The 17,520-nt window shown below is 56.2% G+C and carries 16 protein-coding genes and 4 pseudogenes; 2 read left to right on the top strand and 18 right to left on the bottom strand.

Going from position 1 to position 17,520, the window contains the following annotated elements:
• Positions 1-244: 244 nt before the first annotated feature.
• The 12 genes and pseudogenes from AXG89_RS32715 to AXG89_RS43825 form a co-directional block, all read right to left on the bottom strand.
• Positions 245-861 (bottom strand): annotated as a pseudogene (locus AXG89_RS32715) (electron transfer flavoprotein subunit alpha/FixB family protein); the annotation flags it as partial.
• 19 nt (positions 862-880) lie between these two features.
• Positions 881-1,614, bottom strand: a pseudogene (locus AXG89_RS32710) (electron transfer flavoprotein subunit beta/FixA family protein).
• Positions 1,615-1,647: 33 nt separating this feature from the next.
• Entirely contained in the window at positions 1,648-2,352 is a 705-nt protein-coding gene (locus tag AXG89_RS32705) for an ABC transporter ATP-binding protein (protein ID WP_442861786.1), read from the bottom strand.
• A gap of 47 nt (positions 2,353-2,399) precedes the next feature.
• Positions 2,400-3,176 (bottom strand): ABC transporter ATP-binding protein, encoded by a 777-nt coding sequence (locus AXG89_RS32700; protein WP_062174784.1) that lies wholly within the window; start codon positions 3,174-3,176, stop codon positions 2,400-2,402.
• A 26-nt stretch (positions 3,177-3,202) separates the two neighbouring features.
• On the bottom strand, positions 3,203-4,372 hold the full coding sequence (locus tag AXG89_RS32695) for an ABC transporter permease subunit (RefSeq protein ID WP_062174783.1): 1,170 nt from the start codon (positions 4,370-4,372) through the stop codon (positions 3,203-3,205).
• 15 nt (positions 4,373-4,387) lie between these two features.
• Entirely contained in the window at positions 4,388-4,576 is a 189-nt protein-coding gene (locus tag AXG89_RS32690) for a hypothetical protein (RefSeq protein ID WP_062174782.1), read from the bottom strand.
• 153 nt (positions 4,577-4,729) lie between these two features.
• Entirely contained in the window at positions 4,730-5,599 is an 870-nt protein-coding gene (locus AXG89_RS32685; RefSeq protein ID WP_144022200.1) for an alpha/beta hydrolase, read from the bottom strand.
• Positions 5,600-5,669: 70 nt separating this feature from the next.
• The gene (locus AXG89_RS32680) at positions 5,670-6,575 is read right to left on the bottom strand and encodes a SphA family protein (RefSeq protein WP_062174908.1); all 906 of its coding nucleotides are present in this window, start codon (positions 6,573-6,575) and stop codon (positions 5,670-5,672) included.
• A gap of 116 nt (positions 6,576-6,691) precedes the next feature.
• A complete protein-coding gene (locus AXG89_RS32675; protein ID WP_062174780.1) occupies positions 6,692-7,927 on the bottom strand; it encodes an MFS transporter in 1,236 nt (411 codons plus the stop codon).
• 300 nt (positions 7,928-8,227) lie between these two features.
• Positions 8,228-8,473: a lipocalin-like domain-containing protein gene (locus AXG89_RS45125; protein WP_082771708.1), complete on the bottom strand. Its 246-nt coding sequence runs from the start codon at positions 8,471-8,473 to the stop codon at positions 8,228-8,230.
• On the bottom strand, positions 8,383-8,673 hold the full coding sequence (locus AXG89_RS45120) for a lipocalin-like domain-containing protein (RefSeq protein WP_442861785.1): 291 nt from the start codon (positions 8,671-8,673) through the stop codon (positions 8,383-8,385). Before AXG89_RS45120 ends, AXG89_RS45125 begins: the two co-directional genes overlap by 91 nt.
• Before the next feature lie 207 nt (positions 8,674-8,880).
• A complete protein-coding gene (locus AXG89_RS43825) occupies positions 8,881-9,882 on the bottom strand; it encodes an asparaginase domain-containing protein (RefSeq protein ID WP_218778407.1) in 1,002 nt (333 codons plus the stop codon).
• Positions 9,883-10,938: 1,056 nt separating this feature from the next.
• On the opposite strand from AXG89_RS43825, the gene AXG89_RS32655 reads away from it, so the two are divergent.
• On the top strand, positions 10,939-11,922 hold the full coding sequence (locus AXG89_RS32655) for an AraC family transcriptional regulator (RefSeq protein WP_062174778.1): 984 nt from the start codon (positions 10,939-10,941) through the stop codon (positions 11,920-11,922).
• Between the two features lie 106 nt (positions 11,923-12,028).
• On the opposite strand, the gene AXG89_RS32650 is transcribed toward AXG89_RS32655, so the two are convergent.
• From AXG89_RS32650 to AXG89_RS32635, 4 genes are all read right to left on the bottom strand, one after another.
• Complete coding sequence (locus AXG89_RS32650) at positions 12,029-12,415, bottom strand: RidA family protein (protein ID WP_062174777.1); 387 nt, start codon at positions 12,413-12,415, stop codon at positions 12,029-12,031.
• A 56-nt stretch (positions 12,416-12,471) separates the two neighbouring features.
• Positions 12,472-12,939 (bottom strand): carboxymuconolactone decarboxylase family protein, encoded by a 468-nt coding sequence (locus AXG89_RS32645; protein ID WP_119024735.1) that lies wholly within the window; start codon positions 12,937-12,939, stop codon positions 12,472-12,474.
• A gap of 860 nt (positions 12,940-13,799) precedes the next feature.
• Complete coding sequence (locus AXG89_RS32640) at positions 13,800-14,063, bottom strand: tyrosine-type recombinase/integrase (protein ID WP_062174776.1); 264 nt, start codon at positions 14,061-14,063, stop codon at positions 13,800-13,802.
• A gap of 73 nt (positions 14,064-14,136) precedes the next feature.
• Positions 14,137-15,060 carry an SDR family NAD(P)-dependent oxidoreductase gene (locus AXG89_RS32635; protein WP_062174775.1) on the bottom strand — a complete coding sequence of 308 codons (924 nt, stop codon included), beginning with the start codon at positions 15,058-15,060 and terminating at the stop codon, positions 14,137-14,139.
• Between the two features lie 110 nt (positions 15,061-15,170).
• On the opposite strand from AXG89_RS32635, the pseudogene AXG89_RS43820 reads away from it, so the two are divergent.
• A pseudogene (locus AXG89_RS43820) lies at positions 15,171-15,272 on the top strand (IS110 family transposase); the annotation flags it as partial.
• Positions 15,273-15,406: 134 nt separating this feature from the next.
• Here the strand turns inward: AXG89_RS43820 and AXG89_RS32625 are convergent.
• Together AXG89_RS32625 and ltrA are read right to left on the bottom strand one after the other, a co-directional pair.
• Positions 15,407-15,829, bottom strand: a pseudogene (locus AXG89_RS32625) (transposase); the annotation flags it as partial.
• 111 nt (positions 15,830-15,940) lie between these two features.
• Entirely contained in the window at positions 15,941-17,413 is a 1,473-nt protein-coding gene (gene ltrA, locus AXG89_RS32620; RefSeq protein ID WP_062174774.1) for a group II intron reverse transcriptase/maturase, read from the bottom strand.
• Between the last annotated feature and the right edge of the window lie 107 nt (positions 17,414-17,520).

Here is a 17,520-nt window from a genome sequence, read left to right as displayed (position 1 = left end):
AAGGATCTATCGCGACTCAGCGCACAAGTTTTGTAAAGAGCAGTCCTCGAGCGAAAAGTCATTCATGGCGACGGCACGACCACTGCCGCGAGAAGGACGGCGACACCCTGGGGTACACAGGACACAAGCACCTCAAGGGCGACAAAGTGGTCGCCATTTTCGATCATCGCTGCATCATGATCGCGTCATTCGTTCCCGCCCCGGGTTAACCGCAACGAATCGCCGCTGCTGCGTGGCGCGATAACCCCGCCTCGGTTGCCGCAAGGGACTCACCCAGCGCAGTACCGAATTGTCCTCCAGCGGCTTACGCTCTTTCGAGTAGCTCTCGCCTTTACCCAAACACCGTCCGCCCAACACGATGATCTTCGCCGACGTCGGTTCCGGCCGATCCGGCTTCATCAACTCGCGGCTCATCAACTTGGAGATGCCCGTGTCGGCCAAGGCTTCGATCTTTTCCGCCAGCGCACTGCCGCCTTCTGCCGCCACCCAATCGAAACCCGTTGTGCGAACGCTGATGATCTTGATCGCGTCGCCCGATTAAACAGTGGCGATTGCGTTGCCTGCTTATTTTGGGCACCCGAGCGTATCAGGCGAATCTACTGCCGTAATGTCGCCGATCTGCGCCACATCCAAATGAGCCGCAATGCGCGGGGCGATGTTCTTACCGTGCGGAGTCGCGGGAGCGAGAATATGCGAATAGTTCTTCGCGATCTGGACCACCGTTCGATCGATATCCTCTGCCAGGCCATCGGCGAGTTGCGGTGCCTCGGCAAGCAATACCTTCGCTACGCCGTATTCTTCCAGCACGTGGACGTCGCCCCTTTTGAGCGATGCGTTGTCCTGATCTCCAATTACAAGAATGGTTAGTTTGGAAAGTTCCTCACGGAACCTTGGCTTCGGTCTTCAACTTTGCGACCAGAGCGTTCAGGCGCGGCGTAACGTCGACACCCAGGCCTGCGGGTTTCAGCGTCTCGATCGGCTTCTTCTTGGCCTTCATGATGTTGGGCAGCGTCACGTAACGAGGCTCTTTCAGGCGCAAGTCCGTCGTGATCACTGCCGGCAACGTCAGGGAAAGGGTTTCCGAACCACCATCGACTTCACGCGACACGGTGGCTTTGCCATCAGCCAAAACGACTTTCGCGGCAAACGCGGCTAGCGGTAAACCGGCCAATAGAGCGAGCAAATAGCCCGTCTGATTCGAGTCATCATCAATGACTTGCTTGCTCTAAAATGATCAGTTGCGGTTGCTCGTTATCGACAAGCGCTTTCAATATCTTCGCAACCGCCGACGGTCGCAATTCTCAGTCGACTCGACCAGGATCGCGCGATTAGCACCGATCGCCAACGCGGTCGCAGCATCTACTGACATTGCGTCACGCCGCACGACACGGCGATCACTTCGGTCGCCACGCCCACTTCACACAGGCGCACGGCTTCTTACACGGCGATTTCATCGAACGGATTCGTCGACATCTTCACGTTCGCCTTGTCCACTGCGCTGCCGTCGGGCTTGGCCCCTACTCTCACGTTGTAGTCGACCACGCGTTTGACTGGCAGCACTACTTGGTGCTTTTCGCTTGATGTTCCCGCAACGTCGAAAGCCGGTCGCTGCAGGGCACCCGATGTGTTTTTAAATTTTTCGAAGACTTACTCTCCGAGATATGCCGCCCTTACCTTCGGATCGTCGAGCATGGTCTTCGCATCACCGAACATCGTGACCAGACCCGAATCCATCACGTACCCGCGATTCGCCGCCTGCAACGCCAGCCGCGCATTCTGCTCAACCAACAGAACCGTCAGCCCTTCGCCCGAAATCTCACGCACCACTTCGAAGATCTTCTCGACCATGATCGGCGAAAGACCCATCGACGGTTCGTCGAGCAAGAGCAACTTCGGACGCGACAACAACGCCCGCGCCATCGCCAGCATCTGCTGCTCGCCGCCCGACAACGTGCCCGCATATTGCGCCGCACGTTCCTTCAGGCGCGGGAAGAAACCGAACCTGCGATCAGTGTCCTTCTGAATCTCGTCACTGTCGTTGCGCAAGTACGCGCCCATCTGCATGTTTTCCAGAATCGACATGCGCGCAAAGATGCCGCGGCCTTCCGGCACCATCGCGAGACCGCGCTTGAGCAACTCATGCGAGGGCACGCCCTTGATGGACTTGCCCATGTATTCAATGTCGCCCGCCGAATACGGCTTCAGACCCGTGATGGCTTTCATCGTGGTCGTCTTGCCCGCGCCGTTCGCGCCGATCAGCGTCACAAGTTCGCCCTGCCCGACTTCCAGATCCACGCCCTTCACCGCGTGGATGCCGCCGTAGCTCACCTGCAGGCCCTTGATCTTGAGCATCGCCGTGCCGGCGGCCATTCCGTTATTCATACCGTTCGTCGTCGCCATCAGTGAACCCCTGCCCCGAGATAAGCCTCGATCACCTTCGGGTCCTTCTGCACGTCCTGCGGCAGACCCTCGGAGATCACCTTGCCGTAATCGAGCACCGTCATCCGGTTGCACAATCCCATCACCAGTTTCACATCGTGTTCGATCAGCAAGATCGTACGGCCGTCGCTGCGGATCTTGTCGAGCAAGCGCGTGAGTTCGACTTTCTCCGTGGCGTTCATGCCGGCCGCAGGTTCATCGAGTGCGAGAAGCTTCGGATCGGTCGCCAGGGCGCGTGCGATTTCCAGACGCCGCTGGTGACCGTACGACAAGTTGCGCGACGTGTAGTCCGCGTATTGCAAGACGCCCACGTACTCCAGCAGTTCCAGTGCGCGTTCCTTGATTTCCTTCTCTTCGCGACGCTCCGAAGGCGTCTGCAACACCGCGCCGATCAAGCCGTGCTTCGTGCGGACATGCCGCCCGACCATCACGTTCTCAAGCGCGGTCATGCCGCCGAACAAACGGATGTTCTGGAACGTGCGCGCAATGCCGGCCTTCGCCACCTGATGCACGGCGGTCGGGGTATAAGGCGTGCCGTCGAGCACGAACGAACCCGAATCCGGCGTGTACAAGCCCGTGATCACGTTGAAGAACGTCGTCTTGCCGGCGCCGTTCGGGCCGATCAAACCGTAGATCTGGCCTTCCCTGATTTCGAGGCCGACTTCGGACAGCGCCTGCAGGCCGCCGAAGCGTTTGTTCACGCCCTTGACCGACAGTCGAATGGGTTTATCGCTCATTGTGTTTTCTCCGCTCTCTTGTGGCGTCAGGCGCGGACCGGCTTCTTGCCGGCGCGCTTTGCGATCTTCGCGATCTTGTCTTCGTGTTTCGGCGACGGCCACAGGCCTTCCGAGCGATACAGCATGATCAGCACCATCGCGAGGCCGTACAGCAGCTGGCGGATGACTTCGGTATCGACGATCTGATGACCGAAGATGGCGTTCTGCAGCGGACCCATGGTCGAGCGCAGGAATTCCGGGAACACGGCGAGCAGCACCGCGCCCAGGATCACGCCCGGAATGTGGCCCATGCCGCCGAGCACCACGCAGGCGAGCACCACGATCGATTCCCAGAAGGTGAACGATTCCGGCGATACAAATCCCTGGAACGTGCCGAACATCGCGCCCGACAAACCGCCGAACGACGCACCCATCGCAAACGCCAGCAGCTTCACGTTACGCGTGTTGATGCCCATTGCTTTTGCGGCGATTTCGTCCTCGCGGATCGCGGCCCATGCACGGCCGATCCGCGAGTGCTGCAAGCGCACGCACACGAAGATCACGAAGAGCGAACACAGCACGAACAGGTAGTAGTAGTTGTAGACGGAGGGGAAGTTGAACCCGAACAACGAATGCGTCTTCGACAAATCAAACCCGAACAACGACACCGGATCGACGCCCGTGATCCCCTTCGGCCCGTTCGTGATGTTGACCGGACGATCCAGGTTGTTCATGAAGATCCGGACGATTTCCCCGAAGCCCAGGGTCACGATGGCGAGATAATCGCCGCGCAGACGAAGCGTAGGCGCACCCAGCAGCACGCCGAACGTGGCGGCCAGCGCCATCGCGCAGGGAACGATGACCCAGATCGGCGCGTGCAGGCCGCCGGGGAACAGGTGCGCGATCCACTCGAACTGCGAGGTCAGTTGCGGCGACGAAAGCAACGCAGCCACATAAGCGCCCACGGCGTAGAACGCGATGTAGCCCAGGTCCAGCAGCCCGGCGAAACCCACCACCACGTTCAGGCCCAGCGCGAGCATGACGTACAGCATCGCGAAGTCGAGCACGCGGACCCAGTAGTTGCCGCCGGCCGCGCCGATCAGCATGGGCGCGAGGATCACGAGCGCGGTGACCAGCACCGTGACGGCGTGATTCTTCGCGGTCTTTCTTTCGGGGATGAGCGTGGTCGACGGCTCGATCGGTTGAATTGAAGTCATTATTGTCCCTCCCATTTAAGCGCGATCTGCGACAGGTTCGCCGAGCAGCCCGGGCGGACGGAACATCAGCACGAAGAACGCAAACACGTCCTGGTAGTTTTCAATTGCCAGGAGCGATGATCCGTCCACCGGCACCAGTAATAGCCGACGAGTCGTCGGCGTCAACGTATTGATGCGCTGAACAAGCATCCGCATTGATTTCATCCGGAGCACTCCTAGTATTTTGGAATTCGATTTATCCTACTGACTTCAGGCTAGCCGAAGGCGTCGACATCTCCACTTTTCGCACGCACTATCCAAAATGCGTGGATAAAAATGGGCGACCTAAATTCAGTTTTTACGACGGCAAATGTCTGGCTAAGGTCTCGGGTCAGACATCCATTCAATGAGCACGCGATTGTGCAAATTCTCGGGGCGAACCTGATCCAGGTGTATATGGAAATGATCGAATGCCGGAAAGACGTGGCATTTCACATGGCTGCCGCTCGCCTCAACCGCGCTAACAAATGGCGCGCCTTGCTGCCGCATGAGGGGAGCATCGTTCTCGGCCCATGAGACAAAGAATGGGACCCGGTTTCCCGCAACATGACAGATCGGCGATGCTTCAACGGCGTCATCTATAGAGCTGAGAAACTCCTCTATGACCGCTATTGATGGCGTAATTCCGTACTTATCGTCGCGACGCAGATCATAGATGCCACTAAACGGAAAACATCCCTTGATGACATTGGCGCCTAACGAATGGTTTTTATGCAAGTCAGTCCGAAGCGTAGCCAACGCGGCGAGATGCGCTCCGGCTGAGTGCCCTCCCACGAATATCCGGTCCGGGCTTCCTCCATAACGCGAGATATTTCGATGCACCCAGGATAGGGCGTCCAGACAGTCCTCCAATTGCGACGGAAAGCGGCTAACCGTGCTTAGCCGATAGTCGATCGCCACGAAAATCACCCCGGCGGCTACCAGCGGGATCGCTCCGAAGCCCATCCACTCCTTGTATCCGTGAGACCAGTTTCCACCGTGTATTGCAATAAACACAGGACAATCGCTCGAGGGCTTCGGAGGGTAAAATATATCCAGTCGATTCTCTTTGAGCGAGCCATACCGAACATCCAGTTCGCAATCGAGATCCGATACGGCGAGCGTCGATAAACCAAGCGCGGTGGCGGCGTAGGTCATGGAAACTGGAGAAAGCGGCGTTTGTTCTTCAAGCTTGCGATAAGCAGGCACGAAAACTCCCGAAAAGGGTTAGTTACATAAAATTTTTTTGAGTAAGCGGATCGGAGCCGCCCGCAGTATCTTAAAGCGGACAACTGATCTCAACCCACAACTTTTCGCCTTTCGCGCGGTTGCGTACCGCAAATTCCTGCTGATATTTAAAGACAATCGCGCTTGATTTGGTCAGGTTGACGCGCAACTGCGGCCCAATGGCGATCGCCTGTCCCTTGAAACCATCGGCAACCACCGCGCCGTTCGCGGTGTCATCGGTAAATTGCTTGAGCAAATAGCCTTGAATGCCGATTTGATATTGCGGAGTAACTGAATATCCCGCTAGGTAATCGAATATGGCGACCGACCCGGAATGGTAGTGGGTGGCTTTATCAGGCGAATGAACTTCGAATACGGAAAACGTAGAGATTTCCCACTGTGGATTCGGCAGCCAAGTCGTGCCCAAAGCGGGTTCCCACGCGTAAATATTCAGGCCTGGATTAGCAACCCGGCTGCTTGAGTAGGCGCCTGTAGGCAAACTTACATCGCTCGCGAAGTATGCAAAAAACGTATGCGACGGGTTCGCGTAGCCGAGCTCCACGGGCTGCAGCGTCAAATCCCCCAGCGCCGTCCGTCTGCCAGACGCTCCCGCTGCATCGACCGTAAGGTGCACTACAGTGGCAACAGTGCCGCTGGACAGCGTAAATGGCCCGAGCATTTGGTTCCATGTATGAACGATGCGCGGCGCGTCAACGAAAGCGCTAGTCCGAAATTCAGGGATCGCGATTTTACCGCTTGGGCCCTGGAACGTATTTGCGACGTAATAAGCCGTGTAGTTATAAAAACGGGTATCTCCAGGCACCGGTAAGACGCCGTCGAGCACAGTGTTTACACCGACCGGATAAGCGGTTAAGCCGTTTTCCGTCGCTTCGCTGCTGGTGCAAGTAACAAGGCCGCCAAGGGAGGCCAGAATGATCAATAATCTTTTGAAGTTCACGCTATCTCCAAGCATTTATATAGAACACCTAATCATGAGGTGAATGATCAATCAAAATTTCGAGAATCAATGCCTTATGCGGTCATGCGTGCGAAGCGCGTCCGGTAACCGCACGCTCAACGTGCCGACAACATCAAAAACACAAGAATCAAGGCCTCGACCACAACGAACGGGACAAACGCCGCGGCGAACGATCGTGTTGCGCCCAGAACGACCCCCATCAAGGCTGGCGCGACGAAGGTCGACAAGATGCCGCCCAGTTCGGCGAACCCGATTGCACTGGCGGCAAGGGTTTCGCCGTATTTTTCGCTGACCAGGCTGAAGATGGCACCGCCACTTAGCACTGCGATGCCACTGAACGCCGAAAGTGCGATCAAGCCGACCCAGCTTGTATGAAATATCGTTGTCAACGAGTAGCAGGTAGCGGACACCAACGCGAGCGCAGCACCGATTTTGAGCATTGATGTCTTGGTCATGCGGTCGGACAACCATCCGCCCAGCAAGAGAAACGAAACTTGTGACAACCCCATCGTCGTTCCGATCAATGCCGCCGATGAGATCGGCATTCCCTGGTTTGCGATGAACGACGGCACAGCCCACGTCGCCGTGGCAGCGAGTGCGAAGGTATCGCCAAAGATTGCGATCGCGCCTATGTACACCCACTTTGAACGCAGGATGGTCCAGACTGACGCGGCCTCCCCATGCCTTGCGATGGACGGCTTTGATTCCCATTGAAAATTGGGGTCTCCCATCTCCCGCGGACTACCTTTTATGCTAAGAAAACCAAGGAGTCCGACCACGAAGGTGGCGATACCCAGACCTTCGAAAAAAACTCGCCATCCATGCGATTCGGATACGGGTATTCCGACTGCGAAGTCGAGGGTTATTGCAAAACTAAAGGCAGAAAGCAGGAGGCCCATCACCATTCCGTGTCGGGCGAGCGGAAACCATCCGACGATAAGCTTCATCGTTCCCACCCACACCGCGGCGTCGAAAAATCCGATGAGCAGCCGCAAGACTATCAGCGCCGCGTAAGACTGAACATGAGCTTGCAATAGCATCGCAACACCGCACCCGCACAGTCCGAGTACGAACAGGGTCCGCGCGGATAGATGCCGTCCAAGCGGCGACCACACAAACAAGCCTACCGAATAAGTGATGGCAAATACGCCCTGCACAAAGCCTGATTCGCCCGGACTAAGCGCGAGCGACTTTGAGATAAATGGAATGACTGCTGCGAAACCATACCAATCACCCGCCAGAAATAGCTCGCCCAACATGCTGAGGAAGAGCGCGAAAATCTGGTGATTGCGAAGGCTTCTCGCGGATAGTGAAGCGTGTGTAATATCCATAATGGGATTCACATAAGGGGTCTAGAGGCGTGGCCACGTGTCGAGACTCACATGGACGATTCAACGATGCGACCAGCGAAGGTTTATCGCAACGTGCGATATTGCCGACGACTGGAGGCATTGTTGATGCGCCGAAAATGACCCGCTACCCACAACACGCCGTGCAATCCCTTGATTTGGCCGTTTCTCGCAAACGGTGCGGATCTTTTATTTGTAGTCCGATGCACCGCTTGAGACGTCGGCAGCCACATTCGACTACGACTTCATTGATTCAGCTTTGGCCCGGTATCATCTTCGTTTTCAGCTTGCTTTTCTCCGCCAGACAATCAGTGCCGATCCTCCTCCAGACCCATGGACGTTGCTAAGGCTTAGCCGGTCGCGTGACGACATGGAAATGCCCCTTTCCTGGGTAGTCTCGATCCAGTTCGGCAAGGTAGCGCCGAGAATGTGAAACGTCACGCCTTGCTCTTCCGCGTGGATGGAGAATGTACCGAAGTAAGCAAGACTGCCCTGGACCACCGCTTTGTATTGTTCGGCGGTCCCCACACTGCGATTGCCGGATGCGAAGTGAGGCAAGTCCGATCTGACGACAGCATCGAAAAATTCCCCGCGCGGTCAAAAATCGCCCGGCCAATGGGCGACTCGCCAAAGTCTTGCCGAGACGTACCGTCCTTTGCGTAGCTTGTGTACGACTCGAGATCCCAGGTCCCTATAGCGTCTAGTGACAAATCGGGTGGGCCTGACATTTTATTGGTCATCAGCAACTTCGCGTAAGTGAATAAATCGAGAATGGTCTTAACGTTGCGCGTGGAACGATCGGTAAAGCGAAGAGCCGCCCGTATTGGCGAAAGCCTATACGGTACCTTCCGATAAAGCACCCCAGGAGAAGCGGCTATGCGGTTACAAGAGACCGACGCGCAAAGCGGAAGCGACGGTTCCGCCTCCGTTGATGCTTAGTGTGTGTCGAAGATCGACTGATACGCTGCGACCGCTTTGCGCGTCGCATCTTTTTCGGCGGTGGTCGGGTGAGCCGGGTCTTGCGCAATCGGAAAACTTCCGAACTTCAACAGGCAGGCAAACAAAAGCAAACGTGCCTTCGTACTCGTCAGATTCGAACCGGCAACAAGAAAGTCGTTCAGGTCCGTAAACGCTTGTGAGCCGCCGCGTCCAGTGCGGACAACCGGCAGGCCGCTGAACGTCGCACAAAGCATGAGCGCTTGTCGCCCCGGTGAAGGAGAAGTGCCGACTGGAACGACTCCTTCAAGGACAAATCCTGCCAGACGCCCCGCATTGAGCTTCTGATTGATGGACGCGATCAGGTCGTGTTCGAGTTCTGGATCGTCGCCAAACTCAACGCTTGAATAACTACCGTCTTTTACGATAGACACGATCGGCATTGCATCAGCAAGCAGCGCGCCGTTGGCGTCTTTTACAGGCACATCGACGTACTCAAGCTTGCCGCTCGTCTTATGCACTGCGCGAACGGTGCACGGTAACCGTGTCAGATTGACTTCCGAGAGATAGGTATGTCTGTACGCAGGCAGATATGTCAGATTAAAGCGGCCTACGTGGCTGACTTGTCCAAGGATTCCGCCATGTCCACCGGTGGCCAGGAAGCCACCCGGCCGCGCGTCTCCTTTAGCAACTTCACGTGCTGCGAAGATTTGCTGATCCTGTATAACCACGGTGCCGCACCGGTTCTCGCCCTCTTTACCCTCCCAGATGCGGGACGAGATGAACTCGATCGAATCCTTGATGTTCCTAGGGCCGTCGTCACTGATCGATCCGTGACGACGCTGAGCCGCGTTGCCGCACATGGGCAGTCGAGTGTCGATCATGAGGTTTAACCAGTAAGCGGTTTCTTCGATTTGCGGGCTTCCCCAGGTCCAAACGATGCCGTCGTAGAGGCCGCTTGCGGCAATGGCTTGCATATCGTTTACAACTTTCGCCAGCATCGGCCGGGGCGGTTGGGCGGCGAGATGAAATGGGCTGTAGGGGAAAAAATTTCGTCCGCGACGTTCGGGCGCTATGTGGCCTTCGCCCGCGTCCGTTCGCAAATGAGCGGGCCGTCCCTTCGTGTAGCCGGCCGGCGGCGAGCTTCTGTAGAAGTCTACGGTCGCAACCGACGAGATCGCATTGGCAAGTCCGTTTTCGCCGACGGTCAATCTATCGATCTCTTCGAAACTGCGCGATCCATCGGGAAAGAACCCTTGCCTTGCCGCCGTCTCCGGCGCACCGGGATAGGCGCATTCCTGCTCCCACGGGCCGCCATCCGACTGAAATGCCATATAAGGGAGAGGATATAAACCGTCGTCCGGATGCAGTTCGACTTCGTAAACAGGTTTGTCTGAATCTGCCTGACGCGTCGTATTGAACGACCCGTTGGCGCTCAGGTACCCATCCGGCGGCCCGTAAAGTTCCGATGCGTCGGATTCGAGCGGATGAGCAGAAAACTGTTCGATATAAACTTTTACAGGCGCAGCGAGACGTTGCGCGCGTAGCGCATCAAATTTCGGAACGCTGCCGTCGCCGTTAGGCCGCAGCGGCAATCCACGCTTCGCGCGCGCTTTGTTCGAAGTGACCAGCGGGGGTGTGTTTTGTATCGTGGCCCGGGGGCCGGAGACGTGTGCAATTCGAGTTTTGACAGCCATCTTTTTCCTTGATTACAGAGCGGATCGCTAAGCGTCCAACTTTAAACGGGCAAGTTCTTTATCCATGGCCGCATGTCGCAGCTGATGTACGGAACGCGAAAATTCGATTTCAGCAAAGATTTATAAATACGCACCCAAACGCGGGCTAAGGCGATACCAGTGCACAGCCAATCAGTGGCCTGTCCACGGCACGCGAGTCGTCGTCAAAAATATCCACTTTGCGCAACTTATTTGACGGACCCGTATCCAGTTTTTTTGTCGACCCTGACTGAGGCGTAGAGTAGGTTTTTATCTCGGGCACAAAAAACGATCTGGGGCAGCTCGAGCCCCGAACAATCGCTACCGGTCGATGAGAAAAAGATGTTACCCCTTCCCTTACAGATTGAAACCAAAGCGCTCCGAAAATATCGTTACTTTGAATCGAACGATATTGAGGACACGCGCCAGCGCATTGCTACGGTGCTGCAACCTCACCGCTTGATACCCGGCTCAAGCCTTGCAGGTCAAATGGCGTACATGAATCATGTGCGTCTGGACAACGTGTCGTTCGGGTCGCTTGGATACGCTGGCGCCATGGGCGTGGAGGCAGGCGAAATCGAAGACTATTTTCTGGTCATCCTGAGTTTGCGCGGATACGCCGACGTATCGGTAGGCGGTCGACGCGCTATGGTCAGCCAGTCTCAAGGGGTGATCGTGGGCCCGCAGACGAGTTTTGGCGGGACATTCTCAAGCGACTGCGAGCAGTTTTTCGTCCGTATTGAGAAGCAAGCGATCTTCGATCATGCAGGTTACGGCCGACTGCACCTTGAGCCGACGCTGAATCTTTCGCGAACGGAATTAGCGCCCTGGCTAGCGCAAATAAGCATGCTGATAGGGTCACCTGAAACGGTTGCACTCGCGCAACGGGACCGTCGTGTCGCTATTGAGGTCGAACGGCTTTTGGTTACCCTGTTGCTTGCGGGACAGCCGCACCGGAGCCAAGAAAACGTGCGCTCATCCGTGCTGCTTCCGCGCACGGTCCGGCGCGCGGAAAGTTATATAGCGGAGCATGCGACCGAATCATTGAAGCTTTTGGACATAGCGGAAGCGGCAGGCGTGCCGGTTCGCACGTTATTGCATAGCTTCAGGCAATTCCGGGGGGTTAGCCCCATGCATCTGGTGCGTGAAGCGCGAATGGAAACGGCGCGCGAGATGCTGCAAAGCGCGCGCGAGACCGATCGTGTTGCTGATATCGCACTGATTTGTGGGTTCGTTAATTTGGGGCGATTTGCAAGCGTCTATCGCGAAAAATTCGGCGAGTCTCCATCGGAGACGCTGCGCAATGTCCGGCAACGGGGAGCATGACCTTAGCGGCTAGAGGTGATTTTTCAATAACAAGACAGCACAGCCCACTGCAAATGAGGCTAGCGTTCAAACCGGAACGCCCGGTAGCTTGTCACTTTCGACGTCACTATTCGGCCGCCGCTGCAACCGCTTCTACCTCGACCAGCAGTCCCGGCAATGCCAGGCCCGAAACGAACAAGAGTGTTGCGGCATTTTTTATCCCACCGGTGACTTCGCTACGTGCCACGTTAAACGCCGCCCGGTCAGCCCCAGAGACCAGATAGATCGTCGTTTTAACTACATCGGCCCATGTCATAGCCGCTGTCTTCAGAACGGCTTCCAAATTTCCATAGGCCGCGCGTGTTTGAGCCTCTACGCCCTCGGGAACGGTTCCATCTGGAAGCATCCCGATTTGCCCCGCAATATAGAGCGTCCGCATATTGCCCGAAACTTCAATGCCATGGTGGTAAGTCGCGGGCGCGGGGCTACTTTCTGGGTTGCGAATTGTGATCATTAGTGGACCTCTTTTGTCGAAAAATTTAAAGGAGCTAACCGTTTCGATTGACGGAATCAGACAGGGGCATTTTCGATGGAAGGAAAATCCAGCTCCGTTTGCACCGCTTCATTCAACAGGTTAGTAAACATATTTAGCGCTACGTTCGAAATGATCTCGATAATCTGCGCAGTATCATAGCCGGCGCCCCGAACAGCATTCCACGCGCCGTCGTCGAGGTGTCCACGTTTTTCAATAAGTTCGACGACAAAGCGCAGAGCCGCGTCGGCCTTACGATCGCCGGAGGAACCCTTGCGGTTGGCCGCGATCTCGGCATCGTCGAGCTTTGCCAATTTCTTGCCAATAAAAGCGTGAGCGGACAGGCAGTAGTGGCAGCCATTGATGTCGGCCACCGCAATAGCAATCCGCTCGCGCGTAGCGAGGGGCAAGGCTCCTTTGGCAAGTGAGCCAGACAAGCTCAGATAGCCTTCGAGTGCGGCTGGACTATTACTTAGGATCCCGATCATATTTGGAATCTTTCCCATGTGCGCTTGGACTGAATTCAGCAGCGACTGCGAAGCCGGGGGGCCACATGGATGTCAGCGGGAACGGGGATACGGGACATGAGATCTCATCGACGTTGGTTGAAATATAGGCAGCCACGGTCGCCGCTTGCGGAATGGGCTATGAATAGGCTTGCTAATGTGCCGGCTTTTTCAGTTCTGCAAGCCGGGTTGAACGGGCCGGTCATCCATGTTGCCTATCGCACGTTCAATTGCCAACCGTCGCCCGAACGCTATTTGCGAAATATGGATAGACAAGAAACTGAGTGGCGATAAAAGGATATAAAAGACGGTTTTAGCGGCTGCGATGGTCGACCGATAAATCTATATCCACTAATCAGTGCCGCTCCGCGCAGTGGGCATCTGTGGACCGACTTTTTCTAGGAAGCTCTGCAAAACCGCTTCATTTAGCGGAGGCATGCATACCCCAAACGGAGTATGGAAACGGAGTGATGCGATGACACGATCTAATCTTTGACTTGATTGTCGCCGAAGCGCACTCGTTGTTGGTTCACTGAGATGGACCCGGCGCCCTTCAGGGAAGCGCGATACTACTGAGTGTCGTCTTCACCAGACCACATCGGGAGGTTCATCATGGAAATCGAAATCCTCGGTATCGACCTAGTCAAACACGTTTTTTAACTGCACGGCGCGGATCGAAGTGCCACGATACTCGCCAGCCTGCAGGCTCTGGGTGTGGTGCCGTCATTGAGTCGACCGGGCGTGAGCAACGACAACCCGTTATATGTTGCGGCCAAAGATATGTCGCCTAGGGCGCAGAATGCCAGTATCCGAAGGAGATCCTGGCGTGCAGGCGGCACATATTTTTTTGAAGATTTTGGCTATATCCCCCGTAGAAACGTCATCAATGACGGCAAGTTACGTTGTCGCAGGGGTTCCGCCGGTTGCCCGGAAACATCGACGCTTGCTAGCGCTTTTGCCTTCATTTCCAAGTCAACCTCAGCGTAGATATTCGTCGTGTCCAGCGAGACATGCCCCAGCCACGCCCGGATTGTATTGATGTCGACGCCGCTGCCCAGCATATGTACGGCAGTCGTGTGGCGGATGTTGTGCGGGCTGACCCGCTTGGCCTGTATGGATGGCATCTCATCCCTTGCCATCTCGGCGTAGTGGGTGACGAGAGTGGGAGTGAAGTGTATGCGAACGTCGTGTCAGCAGTTAGAAAACTTCGTCGACCATTTCCTCGCTTTTGACCCACAGCGCTTTTGCATGCTCGGGATCGAGAGCGTAGCTCCTTACACCAAAGGCGTCCGCAGGGCGGTTGTTCACGTCAGCGACGTCACAGTCTTCGCAATAGAGGCCGCCGACCTCGTCCGCAGCAGCGACGAAACCCGCCCACACCGATGTCGCCGCACCCTGCTCAACAGTCTTCCATTTGAAGGCAGAAGCGGCGGCCGGCTGCTTTTTGATTATTATGCGGGTGGTCTCGGTCAGCACGGCGCCAGGGTGCACGGCTGTGGCGCGCACCCCTGCGGCCTGGTGACGCCGGTCGAACTCGACCGCGAACAGAATGTTCGCCGTTTTGGATCGGCGATACGCCACCAGCGGAACGTAGGGCGTGTGCTCGAAATTGGGATCGTCGAGATCGACATCGGCGCCGCGATGACCAGCTGAGGCGACCGTGACGAGACGGCCGCCAGGCTTGATGAGGCCTGCAATGCGGTTGACGAAAACGAAGTGCCCGAGGTGATTGGTCCCGAACTGCGTCTCAAATCCGTCAGCGGTCTTCCCTTTCGGGCTTGCCATTACACCGGCGTTGGCAATAATTACGTCGAAACGCTGGCTCGTCTTCACGAGTTCGTCTGCGCTTGCACGGATGCTCGCAAGGGAGGCCAGGTCAATTTCGATAAGGTGGAAGCCTCCGCCCTTTGTTGCATGAGCGTAGACATGCTCGGTCGCCCGCCGAGCCTTGTTCAGGTCTCTGGCAGCGCCGACCACGTACGCCCCGTGAGACGCCAGAACACGAGCCGTCTCTACGCCAACCCCGGAAGATACGCCCGTCACGAGTACGCGTCGGTTGCGTAGGTCGACTCCTTTAATCACCTCGTCGGCCGTACTTGTCGCGCCGAATGATACTGACATCGATTGCTCCTACTCGAATTGGCGTTAATGGGATGGACGCCCCCACCCGAAACGGCATCGATGTGCCAAAGTGGGTGCTCACATCAAGCACTCGAACGGGAGCATCCATCATGACCGTAACGACGATAGGCATCGACTTGGCAAAAAATGTGTTTCAGGTCCACGGGGTTGATGAGCGCGGCATAACGGCTCTCAGGAAACCGCTAAGGAAGCCCTGCATAACGCGTTTGTGGATCTTCAGCTCTGTTAGCTGCAGTCGGCCAGTCGCCATCAGCATCGGCAAACGGAAGATTGGTCGACATATCCGCGACGATTCATGATCTGGGCATTCTTGATGCCGCATCGTTCAAGGGTTTTTCATTGACTTGCGCACCATCCACAGATTACCCAATGCGAACAGTGTTGTGATCTGTGCGGTGTTTTTTGCCAAGCCTCGGTATCGCGTCTTCACGTATCCAAACTGTCGCTTGAGAATCCGAAATGGATGCTCAACCTTCGCGCGGATGCCGGCTTTCAAGCGTTCAATCTGGTCGTAAATTGCATCGAGCGGGTCTTTCAGGTTCAGCTTCCTTCGTTTGCCTGGGCGCATCGCAACGTGCCATCGTACCGCGCGAGTTGACTCACGTTTCTCGATGCCTTGATATCCGGCGTCAGCGTACACATCCGTTTCTTCACCGTGCAACAGCGCCTGTGCCGCGTTGATGTCATGCACGTTTGCGGCAGTGCCGATGACGGTATGAACGAGGCCTGATTCTGCGTCCACGCCGACGTCGGGTAGCAGCAGCGCATTGCTGCGCCACCGCCCCCTAAGAACCGGACGTGCGAGTCACCCCGCATCCGGCTCAAGCCATTCCTCAGCCCCTATAGCAGGACCGAGCAATCAATCATCGATCGCGGCTTCGCGACGAGCAAAGTAAGACGACCACGCAGGATCAAAGGGATTTGCCTGCCCACGTATCTTGACGTGGCGAACAATTGAAATCATCGTGGCTCGGAACAACCGAATTACTCCGCGGTCGTTAGTCCGCGCCGTAAATGCCCAAGTACGATTTCCCTCTACCCGGAAGTATCTGTTCTTCACCCACCCCGTGCCTTTATTGGGATGCCGACGCATGGCCCAGGTCCATAAGAGGCGCCAAATGTGAGCATCTATCGACGTAAAGCAAGACTTGGAAACCACATGGCGGTGGTACATGGCCCAACCTCGAATCACAGGGTTGAGTTGTAAAATAAGATTCGTCTGTGTGGCGCTTCTGTTCTGCTTCACGATTTCCCTGACCTTTTCCAACAGGGCCTTCACGCTCTTGTTGGCCGGTTTGATGAGCAGCTTACCGCCGTACTTACGTACATTCTGCCCAAGGAAATCGAACCCATCGGCGATGTGAGTGACTCTGGTTTTCTCTTCCGAGAGTTCCAGACCCCGAACGATCAGGAATTGCTTGATCGCAGGGAGTACGTTTTGTTCCAGGATCTCTTTCGATACTCCGGTTACGACGAAGTCGTCGGCATACCGATTGACGTTGACTTTGACTTTTCGGCGCGCGCGTGGCGTCGGCCCTACGCTGGCATCTACTGCCGCTTCAAGTCCATCCAACGTCATGTTTGCGATGACGGGCGAGATGATGCCCCCTTGCGGAGTTCCCGCCTCAGTCGCGAACAGGGTGCCTTTGTCGATAAATCCGGCCTTAAGCCATCGCCGCAGGACCACCTTATCCATTGGTATATGTTTGAGGATCCAGTCGTGGCTAAAATTATCGAAACAGCCACGGATGTCGCCCTCTAAAACCCACTCTGGTGACTTACGCTTCGCCAGCGTGGTAAAACAACACTCAATGGCGTCGGCAGTCGAACGTTTGGGCCGAAACCCATACGAGTTTGGATCCGCCAAGCTTTCCGCAATGGGCTCCAACGCGAGCTTCCATAGCGCCTGCATGGCTCTGCATAGCATGCGAGGAATTCCTAACGGACGCTTCTTGCCGTTGCTCTTTGGGATGTAGATACGTCGAAGCGGCAACGCACGATAGCCGTGGTGTTGCATCGCCTCCATCCCTTTCCATTTGGCCGCCGGAGTTGGCCAAATCTTGCCGTCAACGCCCGGCGTTCTCTTGCCGCGATTCTCTGTCACTCGTTTCACGGCTAGCATTTTGCCGCTATGCGAGCGGGTCAGCAGACGCTGCAGGGCACTTACTTTGCCCCATCTGCCTTCCTTGGTTGCCTGAGCGATACGTGCCTGGAGTCGTTTCACCTCGTCCTTGATGCGAGGCCAATCAGCCTGACTCCACATCCTGGTGGGGTGCGAGGGTGCACCAGCCCCGAGCGACGCTGCTTGCGCAGTACCGTCGATAGCCGTCATCTGCTTTCCCTCGTATAACGATTAATCAAGTTCTCTCGCCATGAATGACCACACGGAAGTCTGCCCGCTTTCGCGTCCGGCCATCGTGCAGCCGGTATCCATCCCAT

Source organism: Burkholderia sp. PAMC 26561 (assembly GCF_001557535.2).
Taxonomy (GTDB): domain Bacteria; phylum Pseudomonadota; class Gammaproteobacteria; order Burkholderiales; family Burkholderiaceae; genus Caballeronia.
This window is presented reverse-complemented; position numbering and strand designations above follow the sequence as displayed.